Genomic DNA, 26,602 nt, shown 5'->3' with positions numbered 1-26,602 from the left:
CCCCTACTGGACTTTGGCGATGTATTTGCCCATCGTCTCCAGCTGGTAGCGGGACACCTCGTTGGCGTTGTCGTCCTCGGCGAAGACGCTGGACACCATGACGGTGTTGTCCCTGTCCAGGAAGCCGATTTCCTTGAGTCCGCCGAAGAACTCGTCCCAGTTGACGTCGCCATCGCCGATCTTGAGGTGCTGGTGCACGCGCACGGCATTGCCGGGAGGGTTGGTGATGTAGCGCAGCCCGTGGGAGGCGTGGTGGTCCATAGTGTCTGACACGTGGACCAGGCGCAGCTTGTCCCCCGCGGCACGCATGATCTCGAGCGGCTTGTTGCCCATGTGGAAGGTGTGTGAGGCAACGTAGACCATGCCGATGTTGGGCGAGTTCACGCCCCGGATGACGCGCAGCGCGGCGAGTCCGTCCTCCACGAAGTCGTCCGGGTGCGGGTCGATGAGGACGTCCAGGCCCTCACGCTCGATGATCGGAAGCAGTTCTTCCATGGAGCGGTAGAAGGCCCTTTCGGACTCCTCTGCCTTTTCCGGTCGGCCGCTGAATTCGGTGTTCATGGTCTGCACGCCAAGATCGACCGTGATCTGGATGGCACGCTTCCAGTAGCGGACGGCGGCCTCGCGGGCGTCTTCGTCCGGCCCGGACCAGCGCAGCACGGGAAGCACCGAGGCGATCTCGACGTCGGCGTCCTTGCAGGCCTTCTTCAGCTGGCCCACCAGTTCGTCGTCGGCCTTGGGGTGGTTGAAGAACGGGATGAAGTCAGCGTGCGGGGTCAGCTGGAGGTATTTGTAGCCGAGATCGGCGGCCAGCCGCGGAAATTCCAGCAGGCCGTGGCTGTGGTGGAACGGTGTGGGATCGAGGGCAATCTTCATGGGCACTCCTACTTGTACATCTCAGGCTTGGTGTTCAGCTGTACAGCTACCTTTTCGCCCGATTTCTGGGCTTCGACGCCCGCTTCACAGCAAGCAGCGGTGGCGTAGCCATCCCAAGCAGTGGGGCCGCCGATTTCGCCGCGGCGGGCGGCGTCCACCCAAGCCTGGACCTCGACGTCGTACGCGGCACCGAAGCGTTCCTCGAAACCAGGGGTGACCTTGCCGCCCCAGCGGCCGGCGCTGCGGACGTAAGGACCGCCGTCGCCACCGATGCTGACAATGCCGTCCTCGAAGGACGCCTGGGTGGCGACTTCGTAGCCGAACTTCGCGTTCACATAGATTTCGACGTCGGCCAGGACACCGGATTCGGTCTCGATCAAGACGTGCTGGGGGTCGTGCTGGCCGTTCGGGGCGTTGCGCGTCGCCTTGCCCAAGCGGACCTGCACGGAGGTGATTTCCTCGCCGGTGAAGAAGCGGATGGCATCGAATTCGTGGACCACAGAGTCGTTGATGAGCATCTCGTTGGTGAAGCCCTGGGGCGTGTCCGGGTTGCGGTGCTGGTGGTGCAGCATGAGGAGCTCGCCGAGTTCGCGGTCGCGGATCACGGAACCCAAGGCGGCGTATTCGGCGTCGAAGCGGCGCATGAAGCCCACCTGGATCCGCTTGTGGCCGAGCGCCGTTTCGGCCTGGACAACCTTCCAGGCGCTCTCGGCATCCGGAGTGAGCGGCTTTTCGCAGAGGATGGGGAAGTCCTTCTCCAGTGCCTTGTACAGGATTTCCTCGTGCAGGAAACCGGGTGTGGCGATCAGCACTGCGTTGACGTCGCCGTTGTTGAGGGCCTCTTCGGCACTTGCGAGGGCGACGGCGCCGTCGATCCCTGCGATGGCGGCCTGCGCCCGGGCGAGGTCGACGTCGACGACGGCGGCCACTTCGGCGCCGTGGATGCGGGTGCTGAGCCGCTTGATATGGTCGGCGCCCATGCGGCCCGCTCCGATGACGGCCACGCGGAGAATGTCAGTCAATGTTCTGTCCTTAGTTAGTTGACGGCAGTGCGGGAACCGCACGAGAGCAGGTAGTTGCGGGTGCGCTTGGCGATGGGCATGGGGACGTCGAAGGCCACGGGGTACATGTCCTGTTCCACGATGCCAAAGATGGGGCGGTTGAGTCCTTCGACGGCTTCGATAACTGCACGCAGGTCCGGGAGGCCGTTCGGCGGTTCGGTCATGACGCCGGCGAGATTGGCTGCCGCCCAGGTCATGTTTTCCTCGTTGACCTTTCGCAGGATGTCCGGGTTGATCTGCTTCAGGTGCAGGTAGCCGATCCGGTCCGGGTAATTCTTGATGAGTTCCAGGCTGGAGGCTCCGCAGTATTCCGCATGCCCGGTGTCCAGGCACAGGTTCAGATACTGGGGATCGGTCTCGGCGAGCAGGTGCTCGATATCCGCTTGGGCGCCGACGTGGGAATCTGCGTGGGAGTGGAATTGCTGCTTGAGGCCGAAGTCTTCCAGCAGCACTTTGCCCATGCGGTTGTGGCCGGCGAACAGATCATTCCACTGTTCCTGCGAGAGTTCCCCGCTTTCCACGGCCTCCCCAGTGACGTCGTCGCGCCACATCGCGGGAATGACCACGATGTGTTCGCCGCCCATGGCGGCCGTCAGTTCGGCCACCTTGCGTGCCGGCTCCCAGGCTTCCTCGTACTGTGCGGCACCGCGGTGGAAGGCTGTGAAGACCGTTCCGGCCGTGACCTTGAGGTCGCGCTGCTTGAGTTCCTCGGCGAGGCGGGCCGGGTCGTTCGGCAAATAGCCGTAGGGGCCAAGTTCGATCCACTTGTAGCCGGACTCGGCTACCTCGTCCAGGAATCGCTCCCACGGAGTTTGCTTGGGGTCATCCGCGAACCAGACTCCCCAGGAGTCCGGGGCCGTGCCGATGATGAGTTTGTTTTCTGTCATTTCTCAATCCTTGTTCGAACGGCTCTCCTCCGGCCCAACTGACTCGCATTTGTTGTCGTTATGAGGGCTCATAACGACAACTACTGCGAGCTAGTTGGGTGACGGCGGGGATTAGTTGGAGGGGAAGTTGTAGGAAGCGCCGGAGGCGTGGGTTGGTTCGGGCCAGCGGGACGTGATGACCTTGCCGCGGGTGTAGAAGGACACGCCTTCCGGTCCGTAGATGTGCTTGTCGCCGAAGAGCGAGGCTTTCCATCCGCCGAAGGAGTGGTAGGCCACCGGGACCGGCAGGGGCACGTTGATGCCTACCATACCGACGGTGACGGCGCGCTGGAACTTGCGGGCGTTGGCGCCGGAGGAGGTGAAGATCGCGGTGCCGTTGCCGTACGGGTTGGAGTTGATGAGCTTGATGCCCGCGTCCAGGTCCTCGACGCGGACGACGACGAGGACGGGTCCGAAGATTTCCTCCGTGTAGGCGGTCATTCCGGCCGTGACGTGGTCGATCACGGTGGGGCCGACCCAGAAGCCCTCTTCGTGGCCGGGGACCACGAGGTCGCGGCCGTCCACGACCATCGCCGCGCCGGCGGCTTCGGCTTCGGTGACGATCCGCACGATGCGTTCCTTGGAGGCCGGGGTGATGACCGGACCCATTTCGGCGTCGGGCTCGGTGCCGTTCTTGACCTTCACGGCCAGGGCGCGCTCCTCGACCTTCTTCACCAGCAGATCGGCGGCGTCCCCGACGGCGACCGCGACGGAGATCGCCATGCAGCGTTCCCCGGCGGAACCGAACGCGGCCGCGGCCAGGTGGTCGGCGGCGTTGTCCAGGTCGGCGTCGGGCATGATGATCGCGTGGTTCTTCGCCCCGCCCAAGGCCTGGACCCGCTTGCCGTGCGCCGTCGCGGTCTCGTGGACGTACTTGGCGATCGGGGTGGAGCCGACGAAGGAGATGCCGTCCACGTCCGGGTGCGTCAGGAGGCCGTCCACGGTTTCCTTGTCCCCGTGCAGGACCTGGAAAACGCCGTCGGGCAGGCCTGCCTGCTTCCACAGCTTGGCCAGCAGCATGGACGCGGAAGGGTCCCGTTCGGAAGGCTTGAGGATGAACGCGTTGCCGGTGGCGATCGCCATCGGAGCCATCCACAGCGGTACCATCACCGGGAAATTGAACGGGGTAATGCCCGCCACGACGCCGAGGGGTTCGCGGAAGGAGAACACATCGATGCCGGTGGAGACCTGGTCCGAATAGTCGCCCTTGAGCAACTGCGGGATGCCGCAGGCGAACTCGATGACCTCCAGGCCGCGGCCGATCTCGCCCTTGGCGTCGGAAATGACCTTGCCGTGCTCGGCCGTGATCAGGGCCGCGAGTTCGTCCACATGCGCGGCGACAAGTTCGCGGAACTTGAACAGGACCGCGGTGCGCTTGGCCAGGGAGAAATCGCCCCACTTTTCCGCAGCAGCCTTCGCTGCGGCGACCGTGGCGTCCAGATCGGCCCGGTTCGCGAGCCGCAGCTCCGCTGAGACTGCGCCGGTGGCCGGGTTGTAGACCGGCTGGCTGCGATCGCCGGCGCCGGCGGTTTCAACACCGTTGATGAAATGCTTGATGGTGGTCAGGGTGGTCGTCGTCGACATCTGCGGACTTCCTTGTCTGTGGCTTGAAAAGAGCTTGAGGAGGTTAGCCGAGCAGCTTGCGCTGGCGGTTCTTGTGGTCGGTGTACGTCTGGTAGGCCTGCTGCGTGGACTCGAGTTCGGAGACCTGCGAAACGGGAACGTCCCACCAGGATTCGGAGCTCGGGGCGTCAAGCAGGGGGTCCGATTCGATGTGGATGACAATCGGCCCGGTCTCTTCCGGTGCCGCTTTCGCGTCGCGGATGGCTTGTTCGAGTTCGGCGATGACCTTCTCCCCCGGTTCGATCCGGATCACCTTCGCGCCGAGGGACTCGGCGTTGAGGGCCAAGTCGATGGGCAGGTTCTCACCGGCGTCGAAGGAGTGCTGTTCCTTGTCAAGGACCCGGTACTGGGTGCCGAAGCGCTGCGAGCCCAGCGACTCGGAGAGCGAACCGATGGAGGCGTAGCCGTGGTTCTGGATGAGGACCACGATCAGCTTGATGCGTTCGGCGACGGCGGTGACCAGTTCGGTGTGCATCATCAGGTAGGAGCCGTCCCCCACCATGACCACGACGTCGCGGTCCTTGCCCCCCGCGGCGGCCTCGGCCAACGCGGCGCGCTTGACGCCCAAGCCACCTGGGATTTCGTAGCCCATGCACGAGTAGGCATATTCCACGTGGTAGCCGAAGGGATCGCGGACCCGCCACATCTTGTGCAGGTCACCGGGCAGGGAACCAGCGGCGCAGATGACAACGTCCTGCTCGTCCATGGCCCGGTTGGTGGCGCCGATGATCTCGTTCTGGGCCGGGAGCGGCGTGTGGCGGGTATCGAAGGCTTCGTCCACGATGCCGTCCCAGCGCTTCTTCTCGTCCGCGATCTTCTGCTCGAGGTCCGCGCCGACACGGTAGCCGCCGAGTGCCTGGTTCAGCTTGACGAGGGCCTTGCGGGCGTCGGCGACGATCGGCAGCACGGTACCGTGCTTGTACGCGTCGATCGCGGCCACGTTGATGTTGACGAACTTCACGTCGGGGTTCTGGAACGCAGTGCGCGACGCCGTCGTGAAGTCCTCATAACGGGTACCGATGCCGATGATCAAGTCAGCCTCCGCCGCGATGGCGTTCGCCGCCGTCGTGCCCGTGGAGCCGATGGCACCCAGCGAGAACTTGTGGTCCCACGGAAGGACGCCGACGCCGGCCTGGGTGTTGCCCACCGGGATGCCGGTCAGTTCGGCGAACTTGGCGAGCTCTTCGTTGGCGAAGGCGTAGAGGACGCCGCCGCCGGCGATGATCAAAGGCCGTTTCGCGGCGCGGATGGCCTCGGCGGCGCGGCGGATGTCGTCGTCGTCTGCTTCCGGGCGGCGAATCCGCCACTCGCGCTCGGCGAGGAACTCCTCCGGGACATCCAAGGCTTCGGCCTGGACGTCCTGCGGCAGCGAAATGGTCACGGCACCTGTCTCAGCTGGGTCCGTCAGGACACGCAGGCCGTGGTGGAACGCGGAGAACAGCTGCTCGGGCCGGGACACCCGGTCGAAGAACTTGGACAGCGGACGGAAGGCGTCGTTGACCGTGATGTCGTAGGCGTAGGGCAGCTCGAGCTGTTGCAGCACCGGGTCCGCGGCCCGGGTGGCGAAGGTGTCGCTAGGCAGGAGCAGCACCGGCAGCCGGTTGGTGGTGGCCAGCGCCGCACCGGTGAGCAGGTTCGAGGAACCCGGGCCGATCGAGGTGCTGATCGCAAAGGTCTGCCGGCGCCGGGTGTGCCGGGCATAGCCGACGGCCTGGTGCGCCTGGGCCTGCTCGTTACGGCCCTGGTAGTACGGCATGATGCTCGGATCCGCGGCCTGGTACTGCTTGAGGGCCTGGCCCACGCCGGCGACGTTGCCGTGTCCGAAGATCCCGAAAGTGCCCGGAATCAAGCGCTCCCGGTACTCGCTCCCGCCGACGGTGTCCACCGTGTACTGCTTGGACAGGAACTCGACAACCGCCTGGGCGACCGTCATTCTGCGCGTTGACATTACTCTTACTCCGATACTTTCGCAGGTGTCTTCAGCAGCGCTGGCGTTTTCAAGAGGGAGGCGGCCGTGGCCACGGCCCCGGCCACGTCCCCGTCGGCCGGATACAAAAGGGTCCGTCCCACAGTCAATCCCTGGACTCCCGGCAGGGCAAGCGCTGCTTGCCAGCTGGCAAAGACCTCATCCTGGCCCGCATCCGGATCTCCGCCCAACAGGACCGTGGGAAGTGTGGTGGCGGCCATGACGCGTTCCATCTCGGCCACGACCGGGAGTTTCATCCACGTGTAGGCGCTCGTGGAACCAAGGCCCTGCGCAATCGCCACCGACTTGATGACCGCGTCCGGGGAAAGGTCGTTGCGGACCTTGCCGTTCGCCTCGCGGACGGACAGGAACGGTTCCACCATCGCGATGAGCTTGCGCGCCGCGAGAGAGTCCACCGCCTTGGCCGTGGCCTCAAGGATCGACGCCGTATCCGGGTCACCGAGGCAGATCCGGGTGAGCATCTTCCCGCCGTCGGCACCGAGGGCATCCAAGGCAGCTGCTGTGTGGCCCGTGAAACGGTCGTCGATTTCGTTGACCAGCCCCGCGAGGCCGCCGCGGTTCATCGAGCCGAAGACAAGCTTGCCCTCAAGCGCCCCGAGCAGGAGCAGGTCATCCATGATGTCCGGCGAAGCCAGGACACCGTCGACGGCGGGATTCGCCAAGGCGATCTGCAGTCGGTCGAGCAGGGTCCGCCGGTCGGCCATGGCCACCGGGTCGGCGCCGACGCTCAGCGCGCCGCGGGCGGGGTGGTCGGCTGCGACGATGAAGTTCTGGGAGCCGTACTTCAGCCCGGGGTGGCGGCGACGTGCGGCGGCGGCGCGGGCAACGGCGTCGGGATCTTCAAGCCGGATGGCACTGAGGTGCTCGTAACGGCGGGGGTCATCATTGAAGCTCAACGTGTTGCTCCTTCGGAAACTGCTGCGTTGGTGACGGCAGGGGTCAAGCGGCCGCGTTCGGCGAGCAACGAGGTGACTTCCTCCGGCGTCGGCATCGCGTCGGCGCAGGAGAGGCGGGAGGCGACGATCGCGCCGGCGGCATTGGCGTAGTCCAGGATCCGGGCCAAAGGCCAGCCGGAGAGCAGTCCGTGGCAGAAGGCACCGCCGAAGGAGTCGCCCGCGCCCAGCCCGTTGACGGTCTCCACGGGGACGGGAGCGGAGACGACGCGTTCGGTGCGGGTCTTGGCCATGACACCTTCGGGGCCGAGCTTGACGACGGCGATCTCGACGCCGGCGGCCAGGAGGCGGTCGGCCTGCTCGTCCGGGGTTCCTTCACCAACCGCGACGGCGCATTCCTTGTCATTGCCGATGGCCACCGTGACGTGCGGCAGGATCTTGGCAACCTCTGCCCGGGCCTCGTCCTCGGAAGCCCAGAACATGGGCCGGTAGTCCAGGTCGAGGATGGTGTACTGGCCCTCGTTCAGTCCTGTGCGCGGCCGGGCCTCGTGTGCTGCGAGGTGGGCGGAACGGCTGGGTTCCTGGCAGAGGCCGGTCACGGTGGACCAGAAGATGCCGGCGTCCTTGATGGCGTCCAGGTCGAGTTCCTCGGCCTTGATCTGCAGGTCCGGCGCCGTGGGGAAACGGCCGTAGAAGTACAACGGGAAGTCGTGCGGTGGCTGGATCGCGCAGAACGTGGCCGGGGTCTGAAGGCCCGGCACCGGGGTGACGAACGCGTCGTCGACCTTGAACTTGCGCAGCTCGCGGTGCAGGTAGATGCCGAAGGGGTCATCGCCCGTTCGAGTAATCACGCCGGATCGGCGGCCGTGGCGGGCGGCGGCAACGGCCACGTTGGACGGCGAGCCGCCAAGATACTTGCCGAAGGACTGCACGTCCTCCAGTCCCACACCGATGTCGTTCGGGTAGATATCAACGCTGATGCGCCCGATGGTGAGCAGTTCGTGGGTCACGGTGATCGCGGACCTTTCTGTAGTGAACTCTTCTTGCGGGACGGTGAGAGCTCCGGTGCTTTTGCCGGCCCGCAGTGAGCGGGGCCACAACCACTACTTTGCACCAGAATTCATGTCCTGTCAAAGGTTTGTACTGACATATTTACAACGAACGTAATGGCATAAATTACGCGGTGAGTTGGGTTTGAATCCGCCCCAAAACGCCACAGTTACCGCGCGGGAACGGCAAGCTCGCCAGTGACATACTGGGCGCGGCCAAAGCCGAAGGACCAGTCATCGGCACTGTTTTCGACGTACCCCAGGAAGACATCCTCGCCTGCGATACCTATCTCGCCGAGCCGGGCCGCGATAGCCGCGAACAAGGACTGCTTGGCTTCGCGACTCCGTCCACCCTGGGTGAATATCTGGATCATGACCACGCCGGAACTTCGTTCGAAACCAAGACCGGCGTCCTGCGCAACAATCTGGCCCGCGGGATGCTCGGTGATGATGTGGAAGTAGTCGCGCTCGGGGATGCCGTACTCGGCGAGGATGGCATCGTGGATTCGCTTGCTGAGGTCGCCCAGCTGGCTTGGCGTGCGGCCTTGGTTGACATCAATGCGGACGAGGGGCATGTGCTCTCCTTGAATAGTTTGTCCTGACATACTAACAAACTTCCGAATCGTGCCACAAGGCGTCGGCCCTAATGCCCTCCCCCTCCGACGCCCGCTCCCCTATGGCGCCAAAACGCGAAACGCCCGCTCACCTATACGGCCTTAACCCCGAACGCCCGCTCACAAGACGTGAGCGGGCGTCGGGCCAGAAGCCTTCAAAGGTGAGCGAGCGTTCGTGAAAAGGGCGCCATAGGTGAGCGAGCGCGTCATAGCAACGGCCGCCCGGGCATCCACCAGTTAAACAACGACGGCGCCCGTCGCCTTCGCGTGGAAGGTGACGGGCGCCGTCGGGCGTGGTTTGAGGGTTACCCCGGTCCTAGAGGGCTGCGAAGACCTCGCGGAGGAGCTTGGCCGTCTCGGACGGCGTCTTGCCGACCTTCACGCCTGCAGCTTCGAGAGCTTCCTTCTTGGCCTGTGCCGTACCCGCGGAGCCGGAGACGATGGCGCCGGCGTGGCCCATGGTCTTGCCCTCGGGAGCGGTGAAGCCTGCGACGTAGCCGACAACCGGCTTGGTGACGTTGGCCTTGATGAAGTCGGCTGCGCGCTCTTCTGCGTCGCCACCGATTTCGCCGATCATGACGATTGCCTTGGTCTCCGGGTCAGCCTCGAACGCAGCCAGGGCGTCGATGTGGGTGGTGCCGATGACGGGGTCGCCACCGATGCCGATGGCCGTGGAGAAGCCAAGGTCGCGCAGTTCGTACATCATCTGGTAGGTCAAGGTACCGGACTTGGAGACCAAGCCGATGGGACCCTTGCCCGTGATGTTTGCCGGGGTGATGCCAACCAAGGCCTCGCCGGGGGTGATGATGCCGGGGCAGTTCGGCCCGATGATGCGGGTGATCTGATTGCCGTCAGCGTCCACCGTGGCCTGGGCGAGTGCCCAGAACTCGGCAGAGTCCTGGACCGGCACGCCTTCGGTGATGACAACGACAAGGCCGATGCCTGCTTCGATGGCTTCAACGACGGCGGACTTGGTGAATGCCGGCGGAACGAAGACGATCGAGACGTCGGCGCCGGTCTCCGCAATGGCTTCCTTGACGGTGCCGAAGACGGTGATTTCCTTGTCGCCGTGGAGCACCGTGGTGCCGGCCTTGCGGGCGTTGACGCCACCGACGATGTTGGTGCCGGCCTTGAGCATCAGGGCGGTGTGCTTGGTGCCTTCGCCGCCGGTGATGCCCTGGACGATGACCTTGGAGTCCTTGTTCAGATAAATAGACATTGAGAGGTCCCTTTACTTCGCTGCGTTGGCGAGTTCGGCGGCCTTGTCGGCGCCCTCGTCCATGGTGGCTGCCAGGGTAACCAGCGGGTGGTTGGCCTCGGCCAGGATGCGGCGGCCCTCTTCGACGTTGTTGCCATCGAGACGGACAACCAACGGCTTGTTGGCGTGGACACCAAGCTCGGCCAATGCGCCGACGATGCCCTTCGCCACAGCGTCACAAGCGGTGATGCCACCGAAGACGTTCACGAAAACGCTCTTGACCTGCTCGTCACCGAGGATGACGTCCAGGCCGGCGGCCATGACCTCAGCGGAAGCTCCACCGCCGATGTCCAGGAAGTTGGCCGGCTTGACGTTGCCGTGGTTTTCGCCTGCGTAGGCAACGACGTCGAGGGTGGACATCACAAGACCGGCGCCGTTGCCGATGATGCCGACCGAGCCGTCAAGCTTCACGTAGTTGAGGTCCTGCGCCTTGGCCTTGGCCTCGAGCGGATCAGCTGCGTCCTTGTCCTCAAGGTGAGCGTGTTTGGGGTGGCGGAAGCCGGCGTTCTCGTCCAGCGAGACCTTGCCATCAAGGGCGACGATGTCGCCAGCGCCGGTCTTGACCAACGGGTTGACCTCAACAAGGGTTGCGTCTTCCTTCTTGAAGACGTCCCAGAGCTTCAGGATGACGGAAGCAACCTTGCCGCGAAGTTCCTCGGCGAAACCAGCAGCCGCAACGATTTCGTCGGCCTTGGCCTGGTCGATTCCGACTGCGGGATCGATCGCGACCTTGGCGAGCGCCTCGGGGCGCTCAACGGCAAGCTGCTCGATTTCCATGCCGCCTTCAACGGAGCACATGGCCAAGTAGTTGCGGTTGGCCCGGTCCAGCAGGACGGAGAAGTAGTATTCCTCAGCAATGTCGGCGCCCTGGGCGATCATGACCTTGTTGACGGTGTGGCCCTTGATGTCCATGCCAAGGATGTTGGTGGCGTGCTCAAGCGCTTCGTCAGCGGACTTTGCGACCTTGACACCGCCGGCCTTGCCACGGCCACCGACCTTTACCTGCGCCTTGACGACGGTCACGCCGCCGATGTTCTCGGCAGCAGCCTTTGCTTCTTCAGGAGTGTGCGCCACGATGCCGGCGAGCACGGGTACACCGTGCGCTTCGAACATATCGCGCGCCTGATATTCAAACAGGTCCACGGTTTAGTGTCCTTCTACGTCGAAGTAGTTTCTGTACAGCCGGAAACCACGGTGACCGCGAAAACCGGCTGCGGATAGGTGCGCATCGAACGGCCGCCAAACAGCCGGTCACATTGCGCAAGTTCCTCTCGAACTTTAGCCCCCCGGGGAGGCCAGCCGGTTCTACAGTACCTGTTAAGTGAGTAAGCACACAGTTCTATCGACCGTAGAAAAACCGCTATATGGCGCGGTTTTCCGGCGCGTGGAGCCGCTAGGAATCCAGTTTGGTCAGCGGCGCGTAACGCAGCAGCAGCCGTTTCTCGCCGACGTCGAACGTCACCTTTGCCACGGTCTTGTCACCGGTGCCTTCGATGCCGATCACGGTGCCGTTGCCGAAGCTCGTGTGGTTCACTTTGTCCCCCACGACGACGGCGACCACTTCCTTTTGCGGCTGGACACGGTTGCGTACGACGGCGGCCGGCACGTCGGCGTTGAAGCCCGCCGTAGCGCTGGCGGCAGCCCCGCGCGACGTTCCGGCCCCCCAGAAGGAGCCGCCGTAACGCCCGGAGCCGATGGGGGCGTTGCCCCATCCGCTCACTTGGCGGGACGTGCCTTCGCGCTTCCACTCCACGAGACCGGTGGGGATCTCCTCGAGGAACTGGCTGGCGGGGTTGTATTGGCTCTGGCCCCACATGCTGCGGACCTCCGAGCGGGTCACGTAAAGGCGCTTCCGTGCACGGGTGAGGCCCACATAGGCCAGGCGACGCTCCTCTGCCAGTTCTTTGGGATCCGTTGCGGACCGCTGGTGCGGGAACAGCCCGTGTTCCATGCCGGTGAGGAAGACGACGGGGAATTCCAAGCCCTTCGCCGTGTGGAGGGTCATGAGCGTGACCACGCCCATCCGCTTGGCCTCTGCCACGGCGGCGGCTGCGTCCTCGGAAGATCCCTCCGGAGCGTCCGGGATCTGGTCGGCGTCGGCTACGAGGGAGACTTGCTCGAGGAACTCGCCCAGCGAGCCTTCCGGGTTGTCGCGCTCGTATTCCCGGACCACCGCCACCAATTCGGCGAGGTTTTCCACGCGGGATTCGTCTTGCGGATCGGTGCTGGCGCGGAGCCCGGCCAGGTAACCGGTCTGTTCCAGGACAGCTTCCAATGCTGCCGCCGCCCCGGAACCCGAGGCCACCTCGGCCAGGTCATCCAGGAGCTTCACGAAGCCCAGGACCGCGTTCACGGAGCGGGTGGCCATGCCGGGGGCCTGGTCCGCCTTGCGTGCCGCGGTCATGAACGATGTGCGCTCGCGTTCGGCGAGCGCCGCCAGGGCGCCTTCGGCACGATCGCCGATTCCGCGCTTGGGTTCGTTGAGGACGCGGCGCAAATTGACGTCGTCGTCGGGGTTCACCAGGACGCGAAGGTACGCGAGGGCGTCCTTGATTTCCTTGCGTTCGTAGAATCGGGTACCGCCCACCACTTTGTACGGCAGGCCAACGCGGACGAGGACGTCTTCAATGGAGCGTGACTGGGCGTTGGTGCGGTAGAAAATGGCGACGTCGCCAGGACGCAGGCCCTCCTCGTCCTGGAGCCGGTCGATCTCTTTGGCGATGAACTGGGCTTCGTCGTGCTCGTTCTCCCCCACGTAGCCGATGATCTTCTCGCCGTCGCCCTCGGCCGTCCAGAGTTTCTTGTCCGGGCGGTTGGGGTTGCGCGAAATAACGGAGTTCGCCGCGCTCAGGATGTTCTGGGTGGAGCGGTAGTTCTGCTCCAGCTTGATGGTGCGGGCTTCCGGGTAGTCCTTCTCGAATTCGACGATGTTGCGGATGTCCGCACCGCGGAAGGCGTAGATGGATTGGTCGGAGTCGCCGACGACGGTCAGCTCGCTCGCCTGCGGACCCTCGCCGACGATTTCGCGGACCAATGCGTACTGGGCGTGGTTGGTGTCCTGGTATTCGTCCACGAGTACGTGGCGGAACCGACGCCGGTAGGACTCCGCGAGCGCAGGGAAGGCCCGGAACATGTACACGGTCTGCGCGATGAGGTCGTCGAAGTCCATGGCATTGGCCTGGCGCAAGCGCTGCGTGTAGCCCTTGAAGACCTCGGCCACGGCCTGCTCGAAGGGTTCGTTGTAATTGGCACTGGAGGCGAACGCGTCGTCGTCGATGAGCTCGTTCTTGAGGGCCGAGATCTTGTGCTGAATGGCCTTGGGGGCGAACTTCTTGGGGTCAAGGTCCAGGTTCTTCGCTACGAGGGTGATGAGCCGCAGGGAGTCCGCGGAGTCGTAGATGGAGAAGTTGGAGTTCAGTCCCACGTTGGCAGCTTCGCGCCGCAGGATGCGCACGCAGGAGGAGTGGAACGTGGAGATCCACATGGCCTTGGCGCGGGCACCCACAAGGGCCTCGATGCGTTCCCGCATTTCCGCGGCCGCTTTGTTGGTGAAGGTAATGGCCAGGATCTCGCCGTGGTGGGCCCGCCTGGTGGCGATCAGGTACGCAATGCGGTTCGACAGCACGCGGGTTTTGCCTGAACCCGCTCCGGCCACGATCAGCAAGGGGCTGCCGGCATGTTTGACGGCTTCCTCCTGCTGGGGGTTCAATCCTTCGAGCAGTGCCTCCGCAGACGGCAAGCCCGAGTGGCCCCGGTCTTGCCCGCCGCTGGGTGTGCCACCCCAGGACGGGCCCCCAACCGTCGCAGGGTCGCCGGGCGCAGAGCCACCCGGAGCAGCGCCGCTTCCGGCGCGTGAAAGCATGGCCGGAGCGGCCTTGGTGGCAGCTCGGCTTGCAGCTTTGAAGGGGCCATCCGCGTACGGGTCAAACAACATATCCATGGTGTTTACCAGTCTAGGCGGTGGCCCTGACACCGGAGGACCCGCATGATCTTCCAACGGTGTCCGTCAAATACCGGCTTAGCCGAGAAATACCGCGGCTCCGAAGTGCTCTCCCAATTATGCTTCTTAAGAGCTACAACTTCGCTGGCTCGCCGGACACATCCGAAGGAACGGCATGCGGGGAAAACGAGGGGTTTGGACTACGCGCCCCGGTGTGGTGTCGAAATACGGAACCCTCCTGGGGTTGTGCATCACCACTGCCTCAAGCTTCTTCCTGGCTGCGGCCAAGCCACTCGAGCCGTGGGAATTCGTGGGCGCGTACCTTGTCCTTGCCGCGGTCCTCGCCTTCTTCGCCCTGATGCTCCACTCGGATGCGTGGCCGCAGCGGCTGGCGGTTCTGCTCGGGCTGATCCTGCTCGCGGAACTGTTGGGCTCCGAACAACGCGACGAGTTCAATCCCGTTTTCCTCCCTTACGCCCTGGTCCTTTCGGCAAGTTCCGTCCTCGTCCTCTCGATGCGCAAAACCTGGCCCTCGATCCTGTTCACATTCATGGCGTTCCTTCTCGTCCTGGGGTACACGGTTATCTCCGCCTCGGCGGTCGGAGTCCGTCCCGCGAGCGCTTTCATACTGACGGCGACCTGGATTATCACCTTGGCGATGCGGCTTGGCGGACCACGGGCCTTGGCCCTGTATTGGGGGGATTTCGCCGTGCGCCAGGAGTCCGTGGCAGCCCATATCGTGGCACAGAACCGGCGCAGCTCCGTCGCGTGGAACACGAGGCATTTGCACGACACCGCCCTGCGCACCCTCACCGTGATCGGCCGCCAAGGCGCCGGTCTGTCGTCGAAGGAACTGGGAGAAATGCTCGACGCCGGCACCTCCCCAGGATCGACGGCCCGGCCGGGACCCCCGCTGCCAGGGTGGACCGGCGTCGACTTCGGCGCTTCGACATCCCTCGAGACACCGGAACGCGGCGGCCTCGCCGACCGGCTGCGCCGGATCGCCGAGAAGCGGGCACGGGATGGCTTCAGCGTGGAGATCCACGGGATGACCGGACCGCTGACCGAACCTGTCCAGGCTGCCCTCCTGGCGGCAGTGGATGAATGCATCCTGAACGCCGACAGGCACGCCAGCGCGGGACATGTGGATGTCCTGCTCTCCGGGACCTCGGATCACGTATCAGTAGTGGTCAGCGATTCCGGTTGTGGATTCGACCCTTCGAACGTCCCCGCCGACAGGCTGGGCGTCAAGGAATCCGTCCTTGCCCGGATGCGCGACGCCGGTGGACGTGCACAAGTCTTTTCCGCGCCTGGGCGAGGCACCACGATCCTGCTCGAAGCTGTGGCCGCATGACAATGCCGGCTATGTCGCGGACCAGCGTGGAGGGACCCCTCTTCGTGTCCCGTGGAATTTTGGCGACAGCCTGCGTCGTGCTGTGGATCCTCAATTCCTACCTCGCTTTTGAAGCGGGCAGCAAGATGGGCGCTGCCCCTTGGCACTTTCTGGCTACCGGCCTCGACTTGTTGGGACTCCTCGTCGCCGTCCAGGCATCCGATGCCGTTACCCCACGGGGCCGACTGGCCAATCTGCGTGCCACGTGGCTTGTCCTGGCCATTGCTTCCACTTGCTGCGCGGCATTGGCAACCGTGCGTGAGTCGGGGCTCGCCCTGATCGGAGCGAATGCCCTGTTCTCCGCCATCGCGGTCCTCCTGGTGTCCCACCGATGGAACCTTCGTGGATTCGTCACCCTTACGGTCGCGACTGCTGCGATCAACACAGCCGTCTTCGCCGTCACGCCCGGAGCCGACCCGCGGACGACGTCGAACATCCTCTTCCTCTCGCTCCTTCCCGGTGTGGTCGGAACTTTGAACGTGCTACTGCGAAGGGACGCAATCCAACGGAAAGGAGCGAGCGGACTGAGCGTGCGGCTCGACGCCCTGACGCAGGCAATCAACACCAAAACTTCCGTACGGGAACTCGAACTGGCGGCCACCAAGACCCAGATCGATGAATTGTTTGCCAAGGTAGCACACGCCCCCTCGGTGCCTCTGGACCCAGCGATCGCCCGCGAAGCGAGGGAGCTCGCGGGTCATTTGCGCCGGCTGTTGCTTGAGGAATGGTCCGACAATTGGCTTGCTGAGGCCCTGGAACTCGAGGGCCTTGGCCACAATGTCATGGTGGCCCGGCCCACTGACGTGGTGGAAGAGCTGCCGGAGAGCTCACGCCCTGCCATCCTTGCTGCCACCATGCTGATGGCAATGGGCGCCACCCTGCGGGGCGCACACCGGGGCACTCCGCGGCCAGGGGCGGCACCGCGCATCCATTTCCTTGCCGAGAAGTCCGGACAGGACGGTGCACGCCTGACATGGCGCATTGGCGGAGTCCGTAGGAACCATCTCTCACCTCTGTTGTGGACTGAGCTGGATACCCTGGGCCGCGCCAAAGCGCTCAATGACCGTGAAGGCTGCAGCATCGTGGTTGAGACAGCCGGGTGGCGACATTGACCCGCGTTCTGCTCATCGATCGCCATCAGCTCTTGATCGATTCCTTATCGCAGTGGCTTCTCACGAACGCCCCGGAAATCCGCGTCCTGGCCGGGGCCTCTTCCTGGCCGCCGGAAGGCCGCACGTCCCAAGGTGACGGGGCCGCCGAGGCGGATGTCGCCGTCGTGGGTGAACTGCAGGGGCGGGAAGCCTCTGATCTTGCCGGCACCGTTACTTCGCTGAGGTCGTCAGGGATGCAGGTGGTCCTGCTGGCGGACCAGCAGCCTGTGATGGTCATCAACTCAGCGCTCGACGCCGGCGCGCTGGCCGTTGTGCCCAAGTCCGCCGCCCCGGGCCACACCGCCGCCGCGATCCGCGCGGCAGCATCCGGCCGGCCATACCTTCATCCGGATATCAAGGGCATGCTTGCGTCAACGGCCAGCACGAGAGTCGGGTTGTCAGTCAGGGAACGGCGGCTTGTGGAGCTGTATCTTGGACCCACGCCTCGAAGCATCAGGCAGGTGGCAGACCTTCTGGCAATCAGCGAGCAGACAGTCAAATCCCACCTGCACCGGGTCCGGCAACGCTACGCGGCCGCGGGCTTCACCGTGGGAAATATCATCAGCCTCCAGGATCAGCTTCGAAAAGACGGCTGGCTGAGCTAAACGAGGTGCGGCTATGAGCGGGGCTGGGTCGATTTCGACGCAAGAATGCCCGCCAAAGCCACCAAAAGCGGAACACACAATGCCGTCATGAACCCGGCCAAAATCATCTGGCGGTGGATGTCCGGCTGCCCCTCGAAAATGAGGACAACCCAGAACTGCGCCCAGCAGCCGAGGACCATCACCACGGCAAGGCGTCCTATTCCGGACTTCCGTCGAGCGGCTACGGCGAAGCCCAAGAGCAGTGTCAACAGGTGGAGGCCAGGCAACGCAACCGGTGCTGCTTTCATCGCCGTGTACAGGCCCAGGACGACGGGCACCCTGCGTTCTTTGACGGCGGGACCTTGGCCCGAATCCGCCGTGTACGATCCCCCATCCCTGAGCTCGGGCGTGAGCAGGGCGCTGATTCCCCGTTCGCCAAGGCCGATCAGCCGGTCCGGGTGGGTGGCAAAAAACGCGACGATCTTGCCACGATTGATCTGTTTTCCGAACTGCTTGTAATGCGGGTTGTACACCGCTGAATTGATGGAGTCCGTGGTGCTGCCCGAGGCCGTCACGAAACTCCGGTCCAGCCCCAGCCACGTCAAATCCGCGACGGGATCCGGGCTGCTGGGCAGGATCGACGCGAAGACCGTGTTGTAGAGATTCATTTCGGTAGCGCGCTTCGGCACCACCGCGAGGAACGCCACGGCAACTCCCGCAATGGCAACCACGGCTGCCGTGGGCATCACAAACGCCTGCCACCGACGACGCGTGCTCGCCCGGCGTCGAGCGCGCCCGACAGGCAACCAGAGGAGCGCCAAGGCGACCACCGGCAACCACGAGACCATCTGCGGCATGGCCCAGACTGTGAATGCGGCCGCGAGGACCACGATCAGCACCGACACCCAACGTGGCCCTCCGCCGTTCCAGTAGCGAAGCAGCGCCACCGCCAAGGCAAGTGTCCCGAGGAGCGCAGCGGGTTCGCTGTAGGGCGAAACGAAGAAATCCGCGAAGACCCCGTCCGCCGTGACCAGCGTGACGAGCGCGGCGATCAGTACCCGGAACGGTGTCCGGCCCGGCAACGCCGCCACGAGTCCGGCGATGAGCGCGCCGAAGGCAACACAGCAGACAATCCCCACCGCGCGCGTATCCAGGCCGGGTTCCCAAGCAAGGACCGGCGTGAGCCATTTGCCCAGCCACAAGAGCAGCAATTGTGAGGAATAGACGGGCTCTCCGGATGCAGCGAAACCGCAAGCCTCACCGTAGTACTGGTGCGGCATCCAGCTCGGATGGATGAAATTCGTGAAGTCTGCATAGCCCCACGGCCTGAGGTTCCGGACGCCCAGCGAACAAAGCAGCTGTTGACCGGCCCCTTGGTCAGCCATGCCAACGGTTTGGGGCACGAACAAGCGGAGGATCATGACAAGCGAGGCAAGCGCGCCGGACAACACTGCAACACCGCGCAGGCGTGATGACCCCGGCGCGCCCGACCCCACTTCACCCGGCCCGAACGTCCGGGCCAGGTAGGCGGCCGCGGAGCGCAGCGGGCTCGATGTCCCGCTCTTCCGGCGGAGCGGTTCCGGGGCGAACCTTGTTGGCCGTTCGGATTCCGGGACGTCCGGCCTCGCCTCAACCACGCTTTTGCCCTCCCGCCGGCGCGAGCGTACCGGTCATGGTGCCTGGACTCGGCTGCACATTGGACTGCAGGGGCGCGACCGCGCACCGCACCGTGTGCGCGCCGTTCACCGTCCGGATGATCGGACGCAGCGCGATTCCGGGCGGGAGCGCTTCAACGCCGAGGAACTGCAAGGCATAAGGCAGGCACCGCGCGTTTCGCGCGGCGGGCGTGGCCACGCTACTGTCCAGATTGACCCACGCACTGATGTCCTCCGCGGTGTGGGGTTCGGTACATGGAATATCGGCGCCGTCGTCGCTCAATAGGCCTTCCGCGAGTTCCTGTCGATAGCAGAGCCGCAAGGCGGCCGACTCGGGGCCGGCCAGCACGCCCTTGAAATCCGCGGTGGTGGTCCGGGGAGTGCCGTCGTTCGCGGCCAGGAGCACGTCGCAACGCACGGCCCGGGCGCCGCGTTCCCAGTCGTCACGGCTCGGGGCGTACGCGGCGATGGCCAGGCCTGTTGCGCCATCACGTTCACGGGCTCCGAGATACGTCCGGAGTGAGGCGACGTCGCACAAACGCTGGGTGAGTACCTTGAGTTCCTGTTGTCCCGGCCTTGTTTCCTGACCTGACAAGGGAGCCGGAACCTGCGTGACCTTGTAGGTCTGGGCGGTGTGCGCCTCCGTGCAGGAGACCGGCGGGCTTGGATCGCTGACGGCGTCGAATTGTTCCGGCGAGACAATCAGGTGGCACTCGCCCACTGCCGGGTTGCCCGTGGGCGCCCCGGGAAGTGTCTGGTTGCATCCACTCAGGAGCCCTGCAACCAGCAATGCCGCAGCACCCGATCCCGCCCGTTTCGCCAAGCTACGCGGCACGCCGCCCCCGGCTGGCCTTGCCTGCGCGGACCAGGACAATGACGGCCGCGACAAAGCCGGCGATCACCACGAAAGAACCGAGGAAATGGTGCATGATACTGAACCCCTGCTCTCCCCAGGCCTGCTGTGCGCCCGCGATCATGAAGAATCTCAAGCCGTTACTGACAACGACAATCAGCAATGCCAATACGGCGGCGCGGGCCAATCGTGGCACTGCGATACGGCCCAGGAGGAACAAACCACCGGTCAAGGCCAGGACGGGGGCGATCAGTACCGCGCTGGAGCACAATCCGGTCACCATCAGGCCGAAGGGTTGCCCACCGCCGATGTTGTGGAAGATGATGTCGCGGACGCTGTAGGACGAGCCTCCGAGGACGCGATCGAACCCCCAGGCCATGGCCCGGGCCTCGAGACTACGGATGCTCTCCTGCTGCAGCATGGCCAGGGCTGCCGCCGCCAGGCATACCAGGCCGGGGAGAATACCGCCTTGGCTCGAACGGAGCGTTGCGACGCGTGGACCTTGTGGGCCTTGTGGGCCTGTGGAGTATTGGACAGTCGTGGACACTAGGCTTCCTTCGCTAACAGCTGGGCGTCGTCCTCATTGTTGCGCCGGGTTTTCGCCCAGCCTTGGCGTCCCGTGACCAAGCGGTAAGTTGCCCTCAACACGGAAACGTAGTTCTGGTACATGTAGAGCCAGTAGCCAACTCCCCACACGACGCCGGTCCACCAGCTCTTGTCCGGGACCGCCTGCCTGCGATAGACGGGACCCCACAAGGCGAAAGGCGCGATGCCCGTGGCAATGATGAGCGGGATGATGAACCAGGACGCCGCCAGCCACGCCTGGATGCCACCCATCGTCAGGGAGCCCTGGGCCACCATCGTGATGAACAGCGTGGGCCACAAGACCAGGCCCAGGATCTGGATGAACGGCTGGACCAGGAAATAGCTGCATTCGATGGCCCCGATGTTGCTGAAGTACGGAGACTCGAAAATTCTCCCCAGGTAGATGCTGCACTGCATTCCGCCGTGGCACCAGCGGGTTCTCTGGGTCAGCAGTCGGCGAAGCCCCGGAAGTGCTTCCTGCGAAACATGGGCGTCATGCATGTAGACGGTCTTGTAGCCGCTCAGCATCACGTGGATCGCGAGCTCGTAATCCTCCAGGAGGGCTCCATGCCAAGGCTCCCCGGAGGTCCTGGCGATCGCGTCGAGGGCGGAAAGCCGGGTGAACTGCCCGTTGCCGCCCAAACCAACGGTCAAGGTGTGGCGTCGGAGCGACTGCATGGCGGCGATGGTGGTGCGGAACTCCATGTCCTGCATAAGGATGAGGTACCGGGCGAAGCCCTGCTTCACGCGTCCGAATCCTACGGCCGTCTTCAATGCGGGGTCATCCACGTTGGACATCCACACAGCGGTCTGGGCGGCTCCCACCTCGGGATCCCCGAAGGCAAGTGGTCCGGCGGCCTGGCGGAACGCATTTTCGGACATGAGCCCATCGGCGTCGAGCACCATGACGATCACCGTTGCGCGGTCGGCCCCGGAAGGCAGCCACTCATCCAGGGCCCGGTACGCCGCGTTCAGGGCGTCGCCCTTGCCCGAACGGGCGTCCGGGAGAAAGCGGCGCACTAGGTGAACCAAGGGGTCCACCACCGATGCGCTCTGCACAATGCGGGCCGTGGCGTCTTCACTGGCATCGTCCACAACCCAAACGTGGGCCTCGGGGAATTGTCTCCGCAGCTTCGCCAGGGTATTTCCAATCACCGTTTCCTCGTCGCGACACGGGATGAACACGTGCCAAGTGAAGGCTCCCGGTGTTCCCTCCGGATCGGGAGTCCGGCGCAGGAACGGAACCAGGATCACACTGATGTAGGCCAGGAACACCACCAACAGAACGAATGCCAAGGCTTGCGCGGACTCGAGTACTGACATGTCTCCCCGACAGTGCATTGAGGCTGTTTAAGGCCGTTTCAAGAAAAGGTGAAGCGGGGCGGCCCCCTGAGGTGGGGCCGCCCCGCGGTTGATGCAGTCAGGAATCCTTGCGGCCAGCAGCCCGCTTCGCGGTCTTGAGCCTGCTGTTGCGCAGGACCACGAAGCCGGCAACCAACAACGCAATGCCCAGAAGGATGACCCAGCCAAGGGGCGGCGCTCCGGTGACGGCGAGGGTTCCACCGCCCGCTACCGCTCCCCCTGTCGTCAAACTATTTCGGTACATGCTGCACATTCCTTCCGTGGTTCTTGACTGGTGCGGGCAGGCGCAATCAGACGGCCGGAACCGGGGTCCGACGGCGTGCACGGAACAACAACCAGCAAACAACCGCTAGCAATGCCACTACGCCGCTGATGGCCAAGGTGTCGTTGTTGACCACCGGGATTGCTGCTGCAAGCAGGTTCGGACCCACGGAGGCGTTGGCGAGATCGATGGTGGCAATACTGCCGCCGGCTATGCCCACCTGGAGCGCGCGCTCGGTGAACGTGCCTCCGTTGCTTTCCTGGACGTTGACCTTCGCCGAGACCAATGCGGTCAAAGCGTTGGATAACGGGGTCACGATGGTAGAGGACACTCCGGAGACGACGCCGTTCAGGGCAGCGGTCAGAACGGCCAGTGCGGGGCCGGCAGTTATCTGCGCAATCGGTCCGAGCGCGTTGACTGCGGCGGTCGCGCTGGCGAGCGTGGAGTTGACCACGCTGGTGATCTTGGCGGCAACAGCCTGCGGAAGGAACGAAACGAGGTCCGTGCCAGGCGGCAGGGCGTTGAGGCTCGGCACACCGGCAACCGCCAGGAGGTCTGCCTCGGTGATGGAGATCGTGCCGCCTCCAAGAGGATTCGCCACAGTGACGCCCAAGGGACCCAGGACGAGGTTGGCGGTGTTGATGGCGGTGCCAACCGTGCCGGCAACTCCGCCAATGACCGTTCCGCCAATATCAGCAGATACGCCGGCAATCGAGTAGGCACCGGCGGGAGCCGCCCCTTGGTCCTGCTTGGCGGCGGCGGCCAGCGTGGTGATCTTCAGGTCCAGGTTCACGAGATCCGCGCCACCAAGGATATTGGCCGTGCCCGCTTTGATTTCAGCCGCCGGGATACTGGGGCTTCCCGACGTCGGCAGGCCGCCGGGCAGGGTGACGAGGCCCGGTGCGCCCGAGACAGTACCTGAGAACGCCGCGGAGGATCCGTCATTGACGGCCTTTCCATACTGGCTGACCGCGCCCAGCTGGATGATGCCGTTGTTGCCGAGCAGAGGAATGTTTCCCGCACCGACGTTCACCAAGCCAAAGGCTGCGGAAAGATCCAACGGAGTGCTGTTTTCAATGACCGCCGGGCCGGATGGCGGGGTGCCGATCTGCTGGGCAGTTGCCGCGCCGTTGGATGCCACGCCGGCGAAGTTCGGTATCGCAAGGACGCTGCCGTCAATGATTTGTCCGCTGCCCGAAGAAATAACGTCAGTCGGTCCGGCTGTTGCCGCTGGTGCCGCTACCAGGCCGAAACCCAGCGCTACGACAGCGCTGGCGCCCACCGCGGCGGACCATGTCCTGTGTCTCGTATTCAAGTTTTGCCCCCTCGTAAGAGTTGCAATCACGCCGGGCGCGTTGCAACGGAAACCTTGGAGGACACACGTCCCCCGTGGAGAAAGTAAACAAGGCCCGAGGCGAGCGCTTCCCGAAGGTACCCGAATGGGTTAAGCGACGAAGTCGGGGCGTCGCTGACCCGTCCCCAACATGGAGTCGATGGCCGCCACGGCACGCTCGGCCGCGCCGCCGTCGCCGTAGGGGTTCACTGCGGTGGCCATATCCGAATACAGCGCGTCGTCGCTCATCAAGGCGTTGACGGCGTTCACGATAGTTTGCGCATGCGTCCCGATGAGCCGTGCCGTACCTGCCGCCACGGCCTCGGGGCGTTCGGTGTTCTCTCGCATGACCAGAACGGGTTTCCCGAGGGCCGGCGCCTCTTCCTGGACCCCGCCCGAGTCAGTGAGGACCACATGGCATAGGCTCAGGAGCTTGGTGAATTGCACGTAGTCGAGGGGTTCCGTAATGGTGACGTTCTGGACACCTGCTACTTCGGGCAGGACTGCCTCGCGCACAGCTGGATTCCGATGCATCGGAAGGACGATTTCCACCTCGGGGCACTGGGCCGCGATCCGCGCGAGAGCCTTGCCCACGCCCACCATGGCCTGGCCCAGGTTTTCTCGTCGGTGGAGAGTCACCAACAGGATTTTGCGGCCTGAATCCGTGACGGCCCGGAGCGCCGGTTCCGCAAACTCAACGTCCCTTTTGACAGTCCCCAACAGCGCGTCGATGACCGTATTTCCGGTGACCGCGATGTTCTCCGCAGAAATGCCCTCGGACAGCAGATTGTCCCTGCCCCTTGCGGTGGGCGCCAGATGCAGTGTGGCGATTTGCCCAAGCAAACGGCGGTTCGCTTCCTCTGGAAAAGGTGAATTCAGGTTGCCGCTGCGCAGTCCGGCCTCAAGGTGGACCACCGGAATTCCTTGGTAGAACGCTGCCAGCCCCGCGGCCATGGCGGTAGTGGTGTCTCCCTGGACCACCACCGCGTCTGGCCTGACGTCGTGGAGGACTTCCGTGACTCCCCGCAAGGTCTTTTCCGTGATCCCGGCAAGGGTTTGGCGGGGCTGAATGATGTTCAGGTCATGCTCGGGGCGGACGCCGAAGAGCGCATTGACCTGGTCCAGCATTTCCCGGTGCTGCCCGGTTACTGCCACTGGCGCCTTGTAACGGCCGGTTGCACGCAAGGCATGGACCAGCGGTGCCATTTTGATGGCCTCCGGACGGGTGCCATAAACGAGCAGGACGGTGCGGTTTTCCAATTATTCCCCCTGGGCTTGAGCTGCCGTCCGGAGATTAGCAACTGCCCAGCGCCCTGTCCGGGGTAGTCCCCAATAGGGTCAATCCCCCCAAGGGACATGCCCCCTTCTTGCTTGAACCAGTGGACATAACAGGACTATGTCCACTCCTCACGCCAAGGAGGGCGCATGCTCACAGGAAGCTGCGTGGAATGATCACAGCAGCCCGAACTCCGCCCCCAAGGGACATGCCCCCTCCTTGCTTGAACCAGTGGACATAACAGGACTATGTCCGCTGTTCACGCCGAGGAGGGCGCATGCTCACAGGAAGCAGCGTGGAATGATCACGGCAGCCCGAACTCCCCCAAGGGACATGCCCCCTCCTTGCTTGAACCAATGGACATAACAGCACTATGTCCACTCCTTACACCAAGGAGGGCGCATGCTCAGGCGAATTGCGGTACCGAGGTGAGCGCCGCACGCAACTCGCGGACCGCCGTCGGGCCTCCCGCGAGGAACCAGTCCAGGCCGTTGACGCGCACGACGTCGGTGTTCCCGCCTGCCGCACGGACGATCGCCTTGCCGGGGAGCCAGTCCCACTCGGGGCAGCTGTGCTGGAACCAGCAGCCCAGTTCGCCGTCGGCCACCCGGCCGAGATCGCAGGAGCCGGAACCGAACATGCGCAGTGAAGCTGCGGAAACCGCTGCAGCGTGCCAAGGCATGGCAGCACGGGGATCGGCAAGCCATGTGGGGTGGATGTAGGTCGCGGCACCGAGTTGACTGAGCCCCGCCTCCGATGGCCCCGGGATCCGTTCGTCGTTGAGGGTGGCGGGGTGGCCTTCGCCGCCGGTCCAGAGCTTGTCCAGCTCCGGCTGATAGATGGCCCCAAGGATCACGTCCGCATCCGAGGCGACCCCAGGTGTGGCCGGACGGTCGTGCTTCAAGGCAATCGCCGAGCACCAATAGGTGGAGCCGTGCAGGAAATTGTATGTACCGTCCACGGGATCGATCACCCAGGTGCGGCCGCTGCTTCCTGTCACCGAGCTTCCTTCTTCACCCAGGATGCCGTCGTCCGGGCGGCAACGGCGCAATTGCTCAAGGACGTAGGCCTCAGCCGCATGGTCTGCGGCGGTCACCACGTCAGAAACCGAAGTCTTTCGTTCCCCCTGCAACCCGCCCATCCGCATCAGCAGGGCAAGCTGCCCGGCTTCCCGGACCAGGGCCGCAGCGAGTTCGTAGTCGTCGAGCGATGGATCAAGTTCTGTGGCGGAGTGCCTGCCAGTGGTCATGGGTCCAGCTTATGTGGCGGGATAATGAATGACATGGCCAAGACCCCAGCCCAACGCATCAAAAAGCACGGCGCCAATGCCGCTGTCCCCCAGCACCACTTGCCGTCGGTGATCAATCCCACCACCCAGCGGTCCCCGGAGAAGGCACAGAACAATGGGCGCCTCATTGTGATTGCCGGGGTTGTGGCAAGCCTTTTCCTGTTCTGGTACGTGCATCTGCTGACCCTGAACCAGATGACCCAGCTATCCGGCGGCATGGCCATGCCCGATTCCCTCGTCGGCGGGTTCTCCTCCGACTACGTCCATCAATTGCATGGCGCCATGACGGACGAAGCCCGCGGGCAGCTCAGCTATATCCACAAGACCGCCGGAACCCTGTTTCCGCTGATCTTCGGCTTCACCTGGCTTCTGCTCATCGGCACCAATGTGGCCGGCAAGGCACTGCGCTGGGCCCTGTGGGCTGCTCCGCTGCTGTTCGCGGTGGTCCGTTTGTGGAGCAACGTGGCGGTCGACGCCGCGCTGGGAGCCGCAACGCCCGACGCCGGCCAGGTGGCTTTGGCTTCCACGCTCACCGTCGCGGGCTGGGTACTGTTCGTGCTCAGCCTTGTGGCCGGCGGCGCGGCGGTGTTCGTGGGCCGGCGGCATTCCAAGAAGAGCGCCTAAGGGCCCAGC

The 26,602-nt window shown here is 64.4% G+C and carries 23 protein-coding genes; 4 read left to right on the top strand and 19 right to left on the bottom strand.

Features of this window, described 5'->3' with window-relative positions; translation table 11 throughout:
• Window positions 1-3: 3 nt before the first annotated feature.
• From LFT47_RS04735 to pcrA, 11 genes are all read right to left on the bottom strand, one after another.
• Window positions 4-876 (bottom strand): sugar phosphate isomerase/epimerase family protein, encoded by an 873-nt coding sequence (locus LFT47_RS04735; RefSeq protein WP_236815769.1) that lies wholly within the window; start codon window positions 874-876, stop codon window positions 4-6.
• 8 nt (window positions 877-884) lie between these two features.
• Window positions 885-1,898, bottom strand: a complete 1,014-nt coding sequence (locus LFT47_RS04730; protein ID WP_236815767.1) for a Gfo/Idh/MocA family protein — start codon at window positions 1,896-1,898, stop codon at window positions 885-887.
• A gap of 14 nt (window positions 1,899-1,912) precedes the next feature.
• Window positions 1,913-2,824 (bottom strand): sugar phosphate isomerase/epimerase family protein, encoded by a 912-nt coding sequence (locus LFT47_RS04725; RefSeq protein ID WP_236815765.1) that lies wholly within the window; start codon window positions 2,822-2,824, stop codon window positions 1,913-1,915.
• A 111-nt stretch (window positions 2,825-2,935) separates the two neighbouring features.
• Window positions 2,936-4,447 (bottom strand): CoA-acylating methylmalonate-semialdehyde dehydrogenase, encoded by a 1,512-nt coding sequence (locus LFT47_RS04720; protein ID WP_236815763.1) that lies wholly within the window; start codon window positions 4,445-4,447, stop codon window positions 2,936-2,938.
• Between the two features lie 43 nt (window positions 4,448-4,490).
• Complete coding sequence (iolD, locus tag LFT47_RS04715) at window positions 4,491-6,419, bottom strand: 3D-(3,5/4)-trihydroxycyclohexane-1,2-dione acylhydrolase (decyclizing) (RefSeq protein WP_236818350.1); 1,929 nt, start codon at window positions 6,417-6,419, stop codon at window positions 4,491-4,493.
• Window positions 6,420-6,439: 20 nt separating this feature from the next.
• The gene (locus LFT47_RS04710; RefSeq protein ID WP_236815761.1) at window positions 6,440-7,369 is read right to left on the bottom strand and encodes a Cgl0159 family (beta/alpha)8-fold protein; all 930 of its coding nucleotides are present in this window, start codon (window positions 7,367-7,369) and stop codon (window positions 6,440-6,442) included.
• Complete coding sequence (gene iolC, locus LFT47_RS04705) at window positions 7,366-8,376, bottom strand: 5-dehydro-2-deoxygluconokinase (RefSeq protein WP_236815759.1); 1,011 nt, start codon at window positions 8,374-8,376, stop codon at window positions 7,366-7,368. The genes LFT47_RS04710 and iolC overlap by 4 nt, the downstream gene beginning before the upstream one ends.
• Window positions 8,377-8,585: 209 nt before the next feature.
• Window positions 8,586-8,990, bottom strand: a complete 405-nt coding sequence (locus tag LFT47_RS04700) for a tautomerase family protein (RefSeq protein WP_236815757.1) — start codon at window positions 8,988-8,990, stop codon at window positions 8,586-8,588.
• A 355-nt stretch (window positions 8,991-9,345) separates the two neighbouring features.
• Window positions 9,346-10,248 (bottom strand): succinate--CoA ligase subunit alpha, encoded by a 903-nt coding sequence (gene sucD / locus LFT47_RS04695; protein WP_236815755.1) that lies wholly within the window; start codon window positions 10,246-10,248, stop codon window positions 9,346-9,348.
• Between the two features lie 12 nt (window positions 10,249-10,260).
• Entirely contained in the window at window positions 10,261-11,430 is a 1,170-nt protein-coding gene (gene sucC / locus LFT47_RS04690; protein ID WP_236815753.1) for an ADP-forming succinate--CoA ligase subunit beta, read from the bottom strand.
• A 250-nt stretch (window positions 11,431-11,680) separates the two neighbouring features.
• A complete protein-coding gene (pcrA, locus tag LFT47_RS04685) occupies window positions 11,681-14,227 on the bottom strand; it encodes a DNA helicase PcrA (RefSeq protein ID WP_236815751.1) in 2,547 nt (848 codons plus the stop codon).
• Window positions 14,228-14,402: 175 nt separating this feature from the next.
• Between pcrA and LFT47_RS04680 the strand changes: the two genes are divergently transcribed.
• Genes LFT47_RS04680 through LFT47_RS04670 form a run of 3 tightly spaced genes read left to right on the top strand, consistent with a single transcriptional unit; the run spans window position 14,403 to window position 17,376 of the window.
• The gene (locus LFT47_RS04680) at window positions 14,403-15,581 is read left to right on the top strand and encodes a sensor histidine kinase (protein WP_236815749.1); all 1,179 of its coding nucleotides are present in this window, start codon (window positions 14,403-14,405) and stop codon (window positions 15,579-15,581) included.
• Window positions 15,582-15,592: 11 nt separating this feature from the next.
• Complete coding sequence (locus tag LFT47_RS04675) at window positions 15,593-16,732, top strand: hypothetical protein (protein WP_236815747.1); 1,140 nt, start codon at window positions 15,593-15,595, stop codon at window positions 16,730-16,732.
• Window positions 16,720-17,376 carry a hypothetical protein gene (locus tag LFT47_RS04670; protein ID WP_236815745.1) on the top strand — a complete coding sequence of 219 codons (657 nt, stop codon included), beginning with the start codon at window positions 16,720-16,722 and terminating at the stop codon, window positions 17,374-17,376. Before LFT47_RS04675 ends, LFT47_RS04670 begins: the two co-directional genes overlap by 13 nt.
• An 11-nt stretch (window positions 17,377-17,387) precedes the next feature.
• On the opposite strand, the gene wsfD is transcribed toward LFT47_RS04670, so the two are convergent.
• The 8 genes from wsfD to LFT47_RS04630 all read right to left on the bottom strand — a co-directional run bounded on the left by wsfD (window position 17,388) and on the right by LFT47_RS04630 (window position 25,930).
• The gene (gene wsfD / locus LFT47_RS04665) at window positions 17,388-18,992 is read right to left on the bottom strand and encodes a glycan biosynthesis hexose transferase WsfD (RefSeq protein ID WP_236815744.1); all 1,605 of its coding nucleotides are present in this window, start codon (window positions 18,990-18,992) and stop codon (window positions 17,388-17,390) included.
• On the bottom strand, window positions 18,985-19,845 hold the full coding sequence (locus LFT47_RS04660) for a septum formation family protein (RefSeq protein WP_236815743.1): 861 nt from the start codon (window positions 19,843-19,845) through the stop codon (window positions 18,985-18,987). The genes wsfD and LFT47_RS04660 overlap by 8 nt, the downstream gene beginning before the upstream one ends.
• Window positions 19,835-20,410, bottom strand: coding sequence for an exosortase S (gene xrtS / locus LFT47_RS04655; protein WP_236815742.1), 576 nt, complete (start codon window positions 20,408-20,410; stop codon window positions 19,835-19,837). Before xrtS ends, LFT47_RS04660 begins: the two co-directional genes overlap by 11 nt.
• Window positions 20,410-21,771: a glycosyltransferase family 2 protein gene (locus LFT47_RS04650; RefSeq protein ID WP_236815741.1), complete on the bottom strand. Its 1,362-nt coding sequence runs from the start codon at window positions 21,769-21,771 to the stop codon at window positions 20,410-20,412. Before LFT47_RS04650 ends, xrtS begins: the two co-directional genes overlap by 1 nt.
• A gap of 97 nt (window positions 21,772-21,868) precedes the next feature.
• On the bottom strand, window positions 21,869-22,054 hold the full coding sequence (locus LFT47_RS04645) for a hypothetical protein (RefSeq protein ID WP_236815734.1): 186 nt from the start codon (window positions 22,052-22,054) through the stop codon (window positions 21,869-21,871).
• A gap of 46 nt (window positions 22,055-22,100) precedes the next feature.
• A complete protein-coding gene (locus LFT47_RS04640) occupies window positions 22,101-23,387 on the bottom strand; it encodes a PVV-CTERM domain-containing choice-of-anchor G protein (protein ID WP_236815732.1) in 1,287 nt (428 codons plus the stop codon).
• Window positions 23,388-23,516: 129 nt separating this feature from the next.
• Window positions 23,517-24,611, bottom strand: a complete 1,095-nt coding sequence (wecB, locus tag LFT47_RS04635; RefSeq protein ID WP_236818348.1) for a non-hydrolyzing UDP-N-acetylglucosamine 2-epimerase — start codon at window positions 24,609-24,611, stop codon at window positions 23,517-23,519.
• Between the two features lie 476 nt (window positions 24,612-25,087).
• Window positions 25,088-25,930 carry an inositol monophosphatase family protein gene (locus LFT47_RS04630; RefSeq protein ID WP_236815730.1) on the bottom strand — a complete coding sequence of 281 codons (843 nt, stop codon included), beginning with the start codon at window positions 25,928-25,930 and terminating at the stop codon, window positions 25,088-25,090.
• A gap of 33 nt (window positions 25,931-25,963) precedes the next feature.
• Between LFT47_RS04630 and LFT47_RS04625 the strand changes: the two genes are divergently transcribed.
• Window positions 25,964-26,593 carry a hypothetical protein gene (locus tag LFT47_RS04625; protein WP_236815728.1) on the top strand — a complete coding sequence of 210 codons (630 nt, stop codon included), beginning with the start codon at window positions 25,964-25,966 and terminating at the stop codon, window positions 26,591-26,593.
• Window positions 26,594-26,602: the final 9 nt, after the last annotated feature.

Source organism: Arthrobacter sp. FW306-2-2C-D06B (genome assembly GCF_021789175.1).
Taxonomy (GTDB): Bacteria; Actinomycetota; Actinomycetes; order Actinomycetales; family Micrococcaceae; genus Arthrobacter.
This window is presented reverse-complemented; position numbering and strand designations above follow the sequence as displayed.

Excerpts from the sequence above, each read along its gene's own strand:
- LFT47_RS04735 (WP_236815769.1), bottom strand. The coding sequence starts at position 876 with ATGAAGATTGCCCTCGATCCCACACCGTTCCACCACAGCCACGGCCTG.
- LFT47_RS04725 (WP_236815765.1), bottom strand. The coding sequence starts at position 2,824 with ATGACAGAAAACAAACTCATCATCGGCACGGCCCCGGACTCCTGGGGA.
- LFT47_RS04720 (WP_236815763.1), bottom strand. The coding sequence starts at position 4,447 with ATGTCGACGACGACCACCCTGACCACCATCAAGCATTTCATCAACGGT.
- iolD (WP_236818350.1), bottom strand. The coding sequence starts at position 6,419 with ATGACGGTCGCCCAGGCGGTTGTCGAGTTCCTGTCCAAGCAGTACACG.
- LFT47_RS04700 (WP_236815757.1), bottom strand. The coding sequence starts at position 8,990 with ATGCCCCTCGTCCGCATTGATGTCAACCAAGGCCGCACGCCAAGCCAG.
- sucD (WP_236815755.1), bottom strand. The coding sequence starts at position 10,248 with ATGTCTATTTATCTGAACAAGGACTCCAAGGTCATCGTCCAGGGCATC.
- pcrA (WP_236815751.1), bottom strand. The coding sequence starts at position 14,227 with ATGGATATGTTGTTTGACCCGTACGCGGATGGCCCCTTCAAAGCTGCA.
- LFT47_RS04680 (WP_236815749.1), top strand. The coding sequence starts at position 14,403 with ATGCGGGGAAAACGAGGGGTTTGGACTACGCGCCCCGGTGTGGTGTCG.
- LFT47_RS04675 (WP_236815747.1), top strand. The coding sequence starts at position 15,593 with ATGTCGCGGACCAGCGTGGAGGGACCCCTCTTCGTGTCCCGTGGAATT.
- LFT47_RS04650 (WP_236815741.1), bottom strand. The coding sequence starts at position 21,771 with ATGTCAGTACTCGAGTCCGCGCAAGCCTTGGCATTCGTTCTGTTGGTG.
- LFT47_RS04645 (WP_236815734.1), bottom strand. The coding sequence starts at position 22,054 with ATGTACCGAAATAGTTTGACGACAGGGGGAGCGGTAGCGGGCGGTGGA.
- wecB (WP_236818348.1), bottom strand. The coding sequence starts at position 24,611 with ATGGCACCGCTGGTCCATGCCTTGCGTGCAACCGGCCGTTACAAGGCG.
- LFT47_RS04630 (WP_236815730.1), bottom strand. The coding sequence starts at position 25,930 with ATGACCACTGGCAGGCACTCCGCCACAGAACTTGATCCATCGCTCGAC.
- LFT47_RS04625 (WP_236815728.1), top strand. The coding sequence starts at position 25,964 with ATGGCCAAGACCCCAGCCCAACGCATCAAAAAGCACGGCGCCAATGCC.